Annotated in this window: 11 protein-coding genes; 4 read left to right on the top strand and 7 right to left on the bottom strand. The window is 38.0% G+C overall.

Annotated features, from left to right (window positions below; translation table 11 throughout):
- Nucleotides 1–121: 121 nt before the first annotated feature.
- From urtA to ACKPEB_RS10945, 6 genes are all read right to left on the bottom strand, one after another.
- On the bottom strand, nt 122–1,912 hold the full coding sequence (urtA, locus tag ACKPEB_RS10970) for an urea ABC transporter substrate-binding protein (protein ID WP_408964926.1): 1,791 nt from the start codon (nt 1,910–1,912) through the stop codon (nt 122–124).
- 131 nt (nt 1,913–2,043) lie between these two features.
- Entirely contained in the window at nt 2,044–3,933 is a 1,890-nt protein-coding gene (locus ACKPEB_RS10965) for a protein kinase domain-containing protein (RefSeq protein WP_408964925.1), read from the bottom strand.
- Nucleotides 3,934–4,321: 388 nt separating this feature from the next.
- A complete protein-coding gene (locus tag ACKPEB_RS10960) occupies nt 4,322–5,080 on the bottom strand; it encodes an ABC transporter ATP-binding protein (RefSeq protein ID WP_408964924.1) in 759 nt (252 codons plus the stop codon).
- Between the two features lie 17 nt (nt 5,081–5,097).
- Nucleotides 5,098–6,315, bottom strand: a complete 1,218-nt coding sequence (locus ACKPEB_RS10955; RefSeq protein ID WP_408964923.1) for an ABC transporter permease — start codon at nt 6,313–6,315, stop codon at nt 5,098–5,100.
- A gap of 305 nt (nt 6,316–6,620) precedes the next feature.
- A complete protein-coding gene (locus tag ACKPEB_RS10950; protein ID WP_408964922.1) occupies nt 6,621–7,220 on the bottom strand; it encodes a hypothetical protein in 600 nt (199 codons plus the stop codon).
- A gap of 70 nt (nt 7,221–7,290) precedes the next feature.
- Nucleotides 7,291–8,553: an FIST N-terminal domain-containing protein gene (locus tag ACKPEB_RS10945; protein WP_408964947.1), complete on the bottom strand. Its 1,263-nt coding sequence runs from the start codon at nt 8,551–8,553 to the stop codon at nt 7,291–7,293.
- A 383-nt stretch (nt 8,554–8,936) separates the two neighbouring features.
- On the opposite strand from ACKPEB_RS10945, the gene ACKPEB_RS10940 reads away from it, so the two are divergent.
- Together ACKPEB_RS10940 and ACKPEB_RS10935 are read left to right on the top strand one after the other, a co-directional pair.
- The gene (locus ACKPEB_RS10940) at nt 8,937–9,158 is read left to right on the top strand and encodes a Calvin cycle protein CP12 (RefSeq protein ID WP_408964921.1); all 222 of its coding nucleotides are present in this window, start codon (nt 8,937–8,939) and stop codon (nt 9,156–9,158) included.
- A gap of 122 nt (nt 9,159–9,280) precedes the next feature.
- Nucleotides 9,281–9,901, top strand: a complete 621-nt coding sequence (locus tag ACKPEB_RS10935; RefSeq protein WP_408964920.1) for a DUF3177 family protein — start codon at nt 9,281–9,283, stop codon at nt 9,899–9,901.
- A 63-nt stretch (nt 9,902–9,964) separates the two neighbouring features.
- On the opposite strand, the gene glgA is transcribed toward ACKPEB_RS10935, so the two are convergent.
- Nucleotides 9,965–11,440, bottom strand: a complete 1,476-nt coding sequence (gene glgA / locus ACKPEB_RS10930) for a glycogen synthase GlgA (protein WP_408964919.1) — start codon at nt 11,438–11,440, stop codon at nt 9,965–9,967.
- 436 nt (nt 11,441–11,876) lie between these two features.
- Here glgA and ACKPEB_RS10925 point away from each other — a divergent pair, with 436 nt between their 5' ends.
- Together ACKPEB_RS10925 and ACKPEB_RS10920 are read left to right on the top strand one after the other, a co-directional pair.
- Nucleotides 11,877–12,143 carry a DUF2281 domain-containing protein gene (locus ACKPEB_RS10925; protein ID WP_408964917.1) on the top strand — a complete coding sequence of 89 codons (267 nt, stop codon included), beginning with the start codon at nt 11,877–11,879 and terminating at the stop codon, nt 12,141–12,143.
- A complete protein-coding gene (locus tag ACKPEB_RS10920; RefSeq protein WP_408964916.1) occupies nt 12,143–12,385 on the top strand; it encodes a type II toxin-antitoxin system VapC family toxin in 243 nt (80 codons plus the stop codon). The genes ACKPEB_RS10925 and ACKPEB_RS10920 overlap by 1 nt, the downstream gene beginning before the upstream one ends.
- Nucleotides 12,386–12,708: the final 323 nt, after the last annotated feature.

Raw genomic sequence — 12,708 nt, 5'->3', positions numbered from 1 at the left:
GGTGAGGTTCGCTCGCCCTTACAATCAATTACATTAGATGTCACTTCTAAATTTATTATATTATTGTAAAATCAACTTATTTCTCTATTATTTTTTTATAATAGATTTCTAACTTTCAGTTTCAAATATAATGTAAACACCATTGATTTTTACCGTTATTTTTAGCTTTATAAAGGGCTTTATCTGCTTCAGAAATTAATAATTCTGGAGAAGAATTTAACTTAGGAACTCGGCTGGCGATGCCTAAACTAACAGTCACATAATTCTCGACTAAAGACGTGATATGGGGAATCTGACTTTGTTGCACTTCTATATTAATTCGAGTTGCAACTTGGGAGGCATCAAAAAGTGCGGTATGGGGTAAAATAATTGCAAATTCTTCTCCTCCATAACGGGCCACCACATCAAACCCATTTCTCACAGCTTTTTTAATAGCTTGAGCGACTTGTTGTAAACAATCATCTCCTTTTTGATGACCGTAGGTATCATTATAATGTTTAAAATAATCAATATCACATAAAATTAAAGTTAAAGATGTTTCCATTATTAAATGTTGATTCCATAACGATTTTAAACATTCATTGAACCAATATCGATTGGCTAATTTTGTTAAACTATCCGTAATTGCCATATACTTTAATTCTTTATTCACCTCTTGTAAAGCAATCTCGATGCGTTGGCGTTCTTCAATTTCAGCCTTTAATTTTTCCATGGTTAATTCTAAACGTCGGCTATTGGCTTCTAATAAACAACTATATTGAATTCCTTTGGGAATTTCGGCTAACATATCAATCACTAAATCCGCTTGATCAAAATTTTTTAATTCTTCAACTCCCAACCAAGGTAAAGGTTTAATTAAATCAGAACTTTTCCAAATAATATCAAATTGTTGAGATTCTTTGACCTGACCAATATAACAATGTTTCCATAAATGATGATTGGGTTCAACTTTAACCACTCCTCCGGGTGCATGAAACGTTTGATAATAAGCCGCTTTTTTAACAGCATCTGTTTCAAAACTATTTGCCGTTTTTACCGATTGTTTCCACAAATAAACTTGAGCATAAGCTGCTTCAATGGGGTCAGATGTAACCCGTTCTTTTCCGTATAAGGCTTTAAAATTATTCACAAATTCATGATTATGGGGAGTATCTATGCTTTGAAAATAGCTCCAACAAGCATAATGACCCACACTGGCTTGACCAATATCCTGAACTTCTGACTCTGAAATACTAACAGCAATAATCGGAATTTCAGACGGTTTAATTCCAGCACTAGAATAATCCTGATAAAAGTAACAATTACTATCCCCATTTAAGGTGTTAAAAATGACATCAGGCTTTAAAATTTTAATTTCATTAATAGCGGTAGAAAAATTTTTATTTCCTAGAGTGAAAAACTTTTCTCCAACAACATTACCTTCTTCTTTTCTGAGGATACATTTAATTAATTTATGAGCGGTGCGAGGAAAAACATAATCTGCACCTAATAAATAAAATCGTTTTCCTAAATTTTCTAGTGCCCAATGAACCGCAGGTTGAATTTGTTGATTTAAGCAAGAACCTGTATAAAAAATATTAGGAGAACATTCTAATCCTTCATATTGAACAGGATACCAAAGTAAAACATTAAATTCTTCAAATATAGGTTTAACTGCTTTGCGAGACTGAGATGTCCAACATCCGAATACGGTTTTAACTTGATCAATTTGTATTAATTTTCTAGCTTTTTGTTCAAATACAATCGGGTCAGATGCTCCATCTTCAATAATCGGTTCAATTTCATGTCCTAAAATTCCACCCTGAGCATTAATTTCTTTGATTGCCATTAAGGTTGCTTCTAACAAAGGCGTTGCACTAATTGCCATTGTTCCACTCAAAGAATATAAAATACCAACTTTAATTTTACCCATAAATTTTAAGATCCTTCAGAGTCTGGAGCTACTGAAAATCTGAACCTTAACAATTACATGGGTTTAATTGTGACAGGGATCATATTAATTTTCAGTGCGTTTGAATACGCTTATTAACAATCAGAAAGGCTCTAACGGGTTTCTAGGGTTAACTCGTAGTCAACCGGTTGGGAAGATTCAGACACCACAACAAATTCATAATCACCTGAATCCTGCAAACGTCCTGACCAACGAGTTTGAGGAGAATCTTCTAATAAAGATTGTGATTTTTGTATTGTACCTGGAGTATAAATTGACAGTAACGTTACGGGTTTTGGAGACTTCAAGCGTACCTGTAAAATTTGGTTTTTATTAAAGCGAGCAATATAAGCTTTTCCGCCTCCTGGTTTTAACGTTGCTTTTAAGGTTTTTCGAGTTTTACTGGCTGCAAACTCTACCCGTTCCCAATTTAATCCAGCTTGTAAATTTTTAACAACATCATTTGTAAAGGCTTGCCAAACTTGTCCCATTGGCAACTCTAACAAATTAGCGGTTCTTGATTGTTCGGGAAATAAATAGAAAAATTTTGCATCTGCTAAATCATATAAAGATTGATGACTTAACTGTAACTGATTCACTGTAATTTTCCAACGATCAAGATCATCGAGACGATAGGTTCCTAATTTCATCCGTGATGATTCACTTAATTGTCCCAGGCGTTGTAAAAAATCATCGGCGATTTGATGCCATCGTTCTCGCCAAATTGCATCGGAAGGTTCATCGGTTAAGGTTCGTCCTTGTTGTTCGGGATAGCGAATATAAAATTCTTCATTAACTAAATTCACAAAAAAGTTAAAGTCAATGCCTAATAAACGCCGTTTATCCCGTAATGCTTCTTGTCGTTTTTGTTCGGTGCGAGGTAATTGGTTGAGATCTCCATTGGCATAATGATCTAACCAATAACGTCCTCCTAACCATCCTAAACACCCCATGATTAAGACGACAAAAAACGGTAATAAAGTTGTTTTTACACTGGAAGATTGACCGTTTTTAGGGGGAGAAACTGGGGTAGATAAACTTTGATTTGGGGTTGAGTTGATGCTTGCCTGATTTATCGTTTTTAAGGCTTCTGGGGGCGGTTGAGTCAGGGGAGAATGCAAGGTTGAAAGTGCTGTGAGAACATCTTGAGCATTGGGGATGCGATCGCTTTGACGATAAGCTAACATTTGATCTAAAATCTCCCCAAACTGTGGACTCAAATTTGTGTATTTTCTCCAATTCCAAATTAACGTTTGTGGGTCAATTAATTGTTGAGGTTCTTTTCCGGTTAATAACACTAATATTGTCGCCGCTAACCCATATAAATCACTGTGGGGATAAGCTACACCTAAACGCATTTGTTCATCAGGAGAATACCCAACTTTTCCTAACCGAGTTGGAGCCGGATTTTGACCTTTCCATTCGGCAAGCTCAGGACGAGGTTGTACGGCTAATTCGGATTCAACTTTGGCTTGAATTAATTTAACGCCTCCAAAATCAATTAAAATCGGTAAACCGTCAAATTGACGTTGAATAATATTATCAGGGGAAATATCGCGATGAATGACTCCATAGCTGTGAATATAGTCCAACACGGGTAACAGTTGGAACAATAATTGAATCATTTCTGCTTCGGTAAAGCGCAATCCTTGACGTAAACGTTGATTCAATAAACTGCGATAGTTTAATCCTTCTACATAATCTTGGACTAAAAATAAATAACCTTTATTATCAATGGTTTCTCGAAATAATTCTCGAAATCGCGGAATTTGGGAATGTTTTAGTTTATAAAGAATTTCCGCTTCCCGTTCAAATAATTCCTGGGATTTTTTGAGCGCAAAACGACCTTGAACTTGGGGAGCAAATTCTTTTAAAACGCAAAGTTCATCAAAGCGATGTTGGTCTTGTGCTAAATAGGTGCGTCCAAACCCTCCATGTCCTAACTCACGGACAATGGTGTAATGGTTTCTCAGAACAATACCGGGGTAAATTAATTGACTCATTCGGTGTTAGGGTAAAAATGGAGGAGTTACTTCTGTTTTACAATTATTTCAACAAGTTGTCACAACTGTTCCAACTGATCAACGATTTTTAGCGGAATATTATTGGTCTATTCCTCACATTATTGTTTTCAGGAGATCAGGGTATTCTTTTAATCCGTTATCAGATTGCCGATCAAGGTTGAATTATTAAATTTCAGGAGAGGTTAGACTTTTTAAAAAAATATAATTTTAATTTTATTGTAGAATTGCAGAAATTAGGAAATCGAGGCATTCATCCCTTGCTTTTTGTGTTGGTGTTTGGGCGATCGCCACTTATATTTTAACTCAATTAAAGGGGAGCACCGGGAGAAGAGGACTAGGGGGAGTGAGTTAGTTAAATATGTCGAGCCTAAAAAACGGCACTATGTAAATCATTGGGAGTCAGATGAGAATGAATCACTTCTCCATCTTTAAACCAAACAATACGACGAGTTTGGCGGGCAACTTCAGGTTCATGAGTTACCATGACAACGGTCATGCCACTGGCGTTTAATTCTGTAAAAATATCCATAACTTCTTGAGTTGTTTGAGAATCTAACGCCCCAGTGGGTTCATCTGCTAATAATAACACCGGACGATTAACAATGGCACGAGCGATGGCGACCCGTTGTTGTTGACCTCCTGAGAGTTGATTGGGTTTATTATTTAATCGATTTTTTAACCCGACTCGAATTAACGCTTCTTGAGCGCGTTCTCGACGTTCTGCGGCGGGAATTCCGGCATACATCATCGGTAAAATTACATTATCTAAGGCACTCAATTGAGGTAAAAGATGGAATTGTTGGAACACAAAGCCTAATTTAATATTTCTAATTTTGGCTAAGTTATTTTCCGACATTTTCGCCACATTCACCCCATCTAAATAATAGGAACCTGTGGAGGGGCGATCTAAACAACCAATAATATTCATCGCCGTTGATTTTCCCGAACCCGATGCCCCCATAATCGAACAATATTCTCCTTGTTCTACGGTTAAGGTGACACCTTTTAACGCCTGAACTTGAATCTCACCCATGCCATAAACTTTGGTGACATTATCTAAATGAATAATAACAGAATTTGATTGAAAATTTTGAGGGTTTAGTTGGGTAGAAATTGATGTTTTCATAATTAAATATTGACAGTTTAAACACTTCTTAAAGCTACAATGGGGTCAAGTTTAGCGGCTTGTTTGGCGGGTACAACTCCGAAAAATAATCCTATTCCCCCAGAGATGCTCACGGCTGTTACAATAGCAACGCCAGAAATTCCGGCTTCCAAAGGAGTTAATGCACCCACTAATAACACACCACCCACCCCAATTAAGGTTCCAATTAAACCTCCTGCGGCGGAGAGGATAACCGATTCAATCATAAACTGAATTAAAATATCCGATTGAGTGGCTCCGATGGCTTTTCTTAAACCGATTTCTTGGGTTCTTTCCGTTACCGAAACCAGCATAATATTCATAATTCCAATCCCCCCCACTAACAAAGAAATGGCGGCGGTTGCGGCTAACAAAATGGTTAAAGCTCCAGCAATACTTCCTAAAATATTCATTAAATCTTTTTGGTTACGAACGGTAAAATCATCTTCATCAATAACTTTATGACGTAACCGTAGTAAATTTTCAATTTGGAATTGAGCCGCCGCCATATTATCTTGGCTATCAACGGCAATCGAAATAAACGTTACTTGGGTTCCATAAGGCGATTTATTCCCGATAATTCGATTTGCCATTGTCGTTAGGGGAACAAAGGCATTCATATCTTCATTACTGCCAAAACTAGAGCCTTTTGGCTGCATGACTCCCACCACTTGTAAACTCATATTTCGCAGTCGAACGGATTGACCAATGGGATCTTCATTGCCAAATAATTGTTGAGCTAATTCTGATCCTAATGCGACTACTTGTTCATTCCGTTTTAAGTCTAAATTCGTAATAAATCGACCTTTAGCAATATCAAAATTCCGCACTGATAAATATTCTGGTGTTGTACCTATCACAGAAGCGGAAGCATTATTACTGCGATAGGTGATCAGTTCACTACCATTCAAAGACGGGGCGACTTGTTCAACAGACGGAACTTGTTCTGCGATCGCCATGGCATCTTCTAAGACTAAATTTTGAGGCGGGAACACGGGACGGCGTTGGGAGTCAGGGCTTCCGGGTAACACAAATAAAACATTTGGCCCCAAAGAATTAACTTGATTACTGACAAATTTCTGAGCGCCTTCTCCAATACCAATCATGGCAATTACAGAGGCATTCCCAATAATAATTCCTAACATGGTTAAACTACTCCGCATTTTATTTGCGACTAGCGTTGTAGTTGCCATTTTGATACTTTCTAAGAAATTCATGTTGGGTTATCCGGTATTGGTTATGGGTAGTGAGTTGGCTACTTTTTCTCAATAGGAAATAGGGAATGGCTAATGGGGAAAGAGTGATGAGCAATCCTATCAATTATTGGTAGCCTATCTTTTTAGGTTTCATATAAATTAATTATATGATAGCGTAATCAAGGGGATTGTTGCTCTAATTCCTGTTGAATTTGGCATGATTTAACCGATAGATTTTAAGTACCCGAACATCATTATTTACACATTTTCGATTCCCTGTTCCCTGTTTCCTTTCTCAACTCGGTAATTGATTTTACACCCGGAATTTATACATCAAAATACTCGGAAAGATTACTACTTTTTGCTAATAATTTTTCTAAGGTATCAAATTGAAACCAAAACACCAGATTGCGATCGGGAAAAGTTTCAATTGTTCCAATAATTGCCTTTGAATATCTGGGAGATAAACTTCCGGCTAATAAATTCCGAATATTGCCTTCTTTATATTTAGGAATCATATAAGTAATTCCATATTCACATAAGGTGCTAATGACTCCCATCACACCATTATAAAAAATATTACCCACTTCACTAAAAATGGCTTTTTCAAAAACCTCTTGATCTAATTTTCGCCGATCTTCATTGTCAACCACATTAATTAACATCATAGCAGTGGGTTTGGGAAACATGAGTTGACTATTGCCATAAAACTCTCCTGTAAACGCTAATTCCATTGCCTTTAAATCCGTTGAACCCAACTTTTTTTCTAATTGTAGCGTTAAATACTGGGGGGCAATCATATCTAAAGACAGTAACTTTAATTTCACCGGGGAACGAGTGATTGTTTCTAACATCATATCCGCCCGTTCAATGCCGACTTGAAATAATTGTTTTAACAAAAGGAGATGTTCTGGATTTTCTTTCATAAATTTGCAAAACTAATGTTTCTGGGATATCTTGGTATAAGTCTTTATTCGTTTATTCCTCAGAGAAAAGTTAATTGCTTCTGGGTCGACAAATGCCAAAGACCGAGGTATAACCATGCAAGAATGTTGCCTTTCCAACGGGGCCGATTTCACCATTGCAAAAACAGCCACTCAGAGGAATATTAAAATACTGCCGGAAGAGTCCAGAGTCGAAATTCGGTTCCCCATAGAGTCCTTCTCCGCGCCCCAAACAGGAAAACATTAAAGCTGCTGCATCTGTCATCCGTTGGGGAGAAGAAGAAGCTTGTCGTTGATAGCGTTCCATTAGTAATTCTAAATCTTCTGCGGACGTTCGAGAATCGCGCAGGTGAAATTGAATTCGTTGACCGGGACGAACGCGATCGCCAATGGCAATGGCCCCGGCCCTCGGATCAACTCCAATTAAATTACGGACTAAAAAATCGCCGGGTTCTAATTTTTGTTTAAATTCATCTCGGACGATGCCAATAAATAGGGAATGTTGAGCCAGTTGTCGATCTTCTTCGCTTAACTCTTGGATCAAATCTTGTAACGCTTCTAAAGGCGATAAGCGCACCGATACCCCAGAGGAAGAAGCGGTTTCAAGATCAGAATCTTCCCCTTGAGTTTCGACTTCTAAGACAATATTGCGTTCTCCTTGAGTGACGCGGTAGGGGCGACCAATGGGCCGACACCCTTGGGCAACAATGGTTTCAATCACGATATTTCCCCGTAGCGCCAAACCCACAATTTCTTCCGAGTAGAGTCGGGAACCGCAAAATACCCCGGTTGTTCCCCCCGTCACCCCTGTACTGGCCAATCCTCCCACTTTCACTGAACCCGGATAGGCATAATCTAAACCTTGCAAAAAATCATTGATTTGACCAAAGTAGGGATCAACTAACAAAATAAACTGCGGCTGATCTTCCGGTTTGACCCCAATTAATTCAACCCACTGATCCGGCGGACTATCCAAATCAGGTAAATCATCAACGGATAAATGAAACGGATGAACCTCCACCCCGGGCAAATGACCTAACATCAAACTGAGAGCCGGTTCTCCTTCAATTTCTTGGGCTTGGTGTTTAAAATTCATCCCCACCACACCTCCCGCCCCACAACCAATTAAAGCGGGAAGACACAACTGTTCTTGAAGTAACGGCATCAGCCGGGAATAGTCACTGGCAAAGGCAGAGGAAATAAATACTAAGCCTAAGTCTGGAGAAGCGCGGAGGGAATCTTGAGCCTGTTCCACAACTTCTTTAACGGCTGCTTCTAATGAAGGCCGTTGAGATAAAGCACTGATCCAACGCATCGGTTTGGTTGTCGATTTTGCCATCTTCACCCTCCCTGAATAGTCTGCTCTCTTGTGTTAAGATAGCAGATTGTGTAGAAATACAGCAGATATACTGTTTCTGACAGTTGCCATCTGGGTTCACTCAGTGTGTTTCTAGTATCAAAGGTTTACCCAATCTGACGTAATCCATTGATCTTTAACATAATTTGTTCAACGTCAGCAAATCTTAAAAAATCCAGCTTGAAGTTGTGGTTAGATTAAGACTGATGTATTACAGTGAGGGAGAAATCCAGACTTGGGCTGCGCTGGGCAGTACAATGGACAAAGTGAGTAACCCTTGCTAAATGTTCTAAAGTGGGATTAAAACCTGTACTTAGTAGATTGGATTTAACGAAAGGTTTATGAACAATATCAACGAACTCATCGAGAAAGAACGTCAAGAAGCGCGTACCGTCTGCGATCTTAGCGGTGCTAATTCCAAAGAATGTGCAGCGGCTTGGGATGCTGTGGAAGAATTACAAGCTGAAGCTGCCCATCAAAAACAAGAAAAACCCAAAAGTTCTTTCCAAACTTATTGCGACGATAACCCCGATGCTGCTGAATGTCGGCTTTATGAAGATTAATCCACTGTTTCATGAGGAAAGAATTCTTCTCTAACGTTTGCTGATTGATAAGCAACTGGGATTTAACTCAAGTTAACCCAGTTGCTTAATTTTTATGATGATATTGGGTTTGATAATTCAAAATGTTCAATCCTTTACTGGCTATACAATCTCCTGCAATACAACCGTTGGTCTGGATGGATTATCGATTAGCGGTTGTGTTTACGGTTATAATTCCATTGGTGATTTCAATTTGGGCATTTGTTCAGAAAGTCGAAGCCATTCAACGGTTAATGGTGACTTATTGGCGGGTTGCTAGTTTGTTAATGATTACCGTATATTTAATGATCGCTGCCCTACCGATTAGTTTTCTATCCTCAATCATGGCACGAATTTTAATTCCGATTAGCCTTTGGTTTTGGGTCGATCTCAATGAAGAAATTTCTGAAATGCCTACTTCTGCTCTCAAGTGGGTGTTTACAGCTTGGCGATGGGCTGTAACAGTTTATAATATCTTGGGTGCGATCGCTTTAATTCCATTTTTACATTGTGCCTTTTTCAAAGGTCAAAAAGAATTACTCGCCGATGGCAATTGTCGGATCTGGTTAGATGCTCCTTGGTTATATAAAGAAATGTTTCATCCCAACTTAACACCTCAATTTTTAGGGTTTTTAGCGTTAGTTGGTTTAGCATTTTATATCCTTTGTTTAGGTTATTTTGTATTTTTTAAATTAGGAAAACAAGGGCGTTCTGCCATGGGATAATTGAACAAACGTAGGGGCGGGGTTGTCCCGCCCCTCCCCAAATTGATATCAAAAACGAAATCATTATTTATGTCGAATATATTCGTAAATCGCTAAATAATCCGTTCCCGGTTGATTCCAAGAATAGTCATATTTCATCCCTTGAATTCTCAATTTTTCAAATTCATCAGGATAATATTCCCATAACCCAATAGCGCGATCCATTGCCGATTCTAAAGCTTGATAATCGGTGTAATTAAAAACATAACCATTGCGTTCTTCGGGGGTATGATATTCGTCATAATCCCGATCAAAAACGGTATTAACTAACCCACCAACCGCTCGAACAACGGGAACAGCCCCATATTTTAACCCAATCATTTGAGTTAATCCACAAGGTTCATAATTACTCGGAACCACAATAATATCGGCGGCTGCATAAATTAAGTGGGATAATTCCTCATTAAATCCGATTTCTAAATGACAATCCGGGTTATCATTTAAGACATTCTTTTCATGCCAGAACCAAGCGTTAATACCCGGTTCTGTTGCTGAACCTAATAACACAAATTGTGCTTGTCGATGCAGGCTGTAATGAATAGCATGATGAACTAAATGCACTCCTTTTTGATCATCTAAACGACCAATATAACAAACAATGGGTTTATGATCATGATTTAACCATAATCGTTCCCGTAAGGCTTTTTTATTCTTTTCTTTTCCTTCTAAATCTTCTGGGGTATATTGATCAGGAATAAACCGATCAATTTCTGGGTTCCACACCTCATAATCAATGCCATTTAACACCCCACCAAATTTATGTTGATGCAGTTCTAAAGTATGTCCTAACCCATAACCAAATTCTCCATAATGGGCTTCCCAAGCATGGTTAGGAGATACGGTTGTTACAAAGTTAGAGTAGACAATTCCCCCCTTCATAAAATTCAATCCAAAGGGGTTAAAATTATCCCGTAAACGATCATATTCAAAATAGTAAGGTTCTCGATTTAATCCCGTCGCCCAAAGAATATTGGTTCCGGCAATTCCTTGATGTTTAAAATTATGGATGGTATAACAAACTCGGATATTTTCCATGCCATGATATTTGTACATTTCATACAGCATCACCGGAACTAAACCCGTCTGCCAATCATGACAATGGAGAATATCAGGACGTTTTCCAGATTTAAGTAAAAACTCTAATGCGGCTTTACTAAAAAAGGCAAATCTTAGATGATCATCGAGGCAACCATAATAACAGCCTCGGTCAAAGAAATGATCTTCGGAGTGAGGTTCAATAAAGAAGCATAACCGTCCATGAACCCAACCACAAAAAACCGTACAGTGGATGGCACCATCAAACCAAGGGACATATAAATCTTGATAGGCTTCATGAAGTCCCCAAATTTGGTCATACCTCATGGAGTCGTACTTGGGCAAAATAATCTCAATGGTATGACCCCGCAGTTCTAACTCCCTACTGAGTCCGTACACAACATCGCCTAAGCCTCCCGCTTTGATGACTGGGGCACATTCAGAGGCAATTTGTACGATGTACATCCTGTTTCCTCACTCCAAACCATGATGTTTTGTCTCCCCCATAGTAATCAGGTTGGCTACAATAGTAAACCCCTGAACGATGATTTTTTTCGAGGTATTGCAGGCCAGAAACCGGGTTTCAGAAGCTATAGCAAGTCTAAATCGGTTGTCATCACCTCTATGACTCAAACCCTTACCGTAGGGGCAATTCATGAATTGCCCCTACCCTAAATCAAATAGGATTGCTATATCTCTCGGTCAGGAAACAAAGATCACGACAGAAACCCGGTTTCTCAACGCTATTACTAGGGAGCAGAAACCCGGTTTCTCAAGTCATCTTAGGTGGGGTATAAAGGGTAATGTAATAGGACAAATTTATCTACTATACGATTATACCATAAGATCAAAAAATAATGCTATAATAGTAAAAAATTATTAATATTTATGGTAAGTTATTATGCCTTCTTTAGACGTTCGTGAATTTGCTGAAAAAATTAATCAATTATCCCTTGAGGATCAACAATGGTTATTACAACAATTAATCCAAAAAATTAATATTTCTAACGATTCTGATCTAAATCCATCTAATTCTTTAACGAATGAGTTTAAAAAGACATTCAATATTACTCCTGCTGTAAAAAGAAAATTCGGAAGTGCAAAAGGTTTAATTTCAATGTTACCTGATTTTGATGAGCCGTTAGAAGATTTCAAGGATTATATGTAATGAAATATTTACTAGATACTCATATTTTAATCGGGTTTATTAGTGGTGATGAACAACTCAGCCTTTATGCCAAAGAATTAATAGAAAATGAGGACAATGAATTATTGGTTAGTATTGCTAGTTTATGGGAGATGGCAATTAAGTTTAATCTGGGCAAATTAGAATTAGGGCAACCTTTTGAGGATTTATTTCCTAAACAATTAGAAGAAAATAATATTGATATTCTTAAAATTAAGATATAACATCTTAATATTTTATGCAATTTGCCACTTTACCATCGTGATCCTTTTGATCTGCTGATTGTTTGTCAGGCATTATTTGAGCAATATCCGGTGATTAGTAAAGATACTATTTTGGATAATTATGGCATTAAACGAGAATGGGAAATATGATCAGGTTTCTCACAGATTTTGGCCCGAAACCGGGTTTCTCTATCAATTTCTTGGTAAGGAAACAAAGATCACGACAGAAACCCGGTTTCTCAGAGCTATTACTGTTAAAGTTTGAAACCAACGGCTTCAGAAATCGATTTTAAACCGTATTGATCTAATTTCTGTAACAGTCC

It is taken from the genome of Planktothrix sp. (assembly GCF_046067725.1).
GTDB lineage: Bacteria > Cyanobacteriota > Cyanobacteriia > Cyanobacteriales > Microcoleaceae > Planktothrix.
This window is presented reverse-complemented; position numbering and strand designations above follow the sequence as displayed.

Coding starts and splice junctions, on each gene's coding strand:
- urtA (WP_408964926.1), bottom strand. CDS start 1,912: ATGGGTAAAATTAAAGTTGGTATTTTATATTCTTTGAGTGGAACAATG.
- ACKPEB_RS10965 (WP_408964925.1), bottom strand. CDS start 3,933: ATGAGTCAATTAATTTACCCCGGTATTGTTCTGAGAAACCATTACACC.
- ACKPEB_RS10960 (WP_408964924.1), bottom strand. CDS start 5,080: ATGAAAACATCAATTTCTACCCAACTAAACCCTCAAAATTTTCAATCA.
- ACKPEB_RS10955 (WP_408964923.1), bottom strand. CDS start 6,315: ATGAATTTCTTAGAAAGTATCAAAATGGCAACTACAACGCTAGTCGCA.
- ACKPEB_RS10950 (WP_408964922.1), bottom strand. CDS start 7,220: ATGAAAGAAAATCCAGAACATCTCCTTTTGTTAAAACAATTATTTCAA.
- ACKPEB_RS10945 (WP_408964947.1), bottom strand. CDS start 8,553: ATGCGTTGGATCAGTGCTTTATCTCAACGGCCTTCATTAGAAGCAGCC.
- ACKPEB_RS10940 (WP_408964921.1), top strand. CDS start 8,937: ATGAACAATATCAACGAACTCATCGAGAAAGAACGTCAAGAAGCGCGT.
- ACKPEB_RS10935 (WP_408964920.1), top strand. CDS start 9,281: ATGTTCAATCCTTTACTGGCTATACAATCTCCTGCAATACAACCGTTG.
- glgA (WP_408964919.1), bottom strand. CDS start 11,440: ATGTACATCGTACAAATTGCCTCTGAATGTGCCCCAGTCATCAAAGCG.
- ACKPEB_RS10925 (WP_408964917.1), top strand. CDS start 11,877: ATGCCTTCTTTAGACGTTCGTGAATTTGCTGAAAAAATTAATCAATTA.
- ACKPEB_RS10920 (WP_408964916.1), top strand. CDS start 12,143: ATGAAATATTTACTAGATACTCATATTTTAATCGGGTTTATTAGTGGT.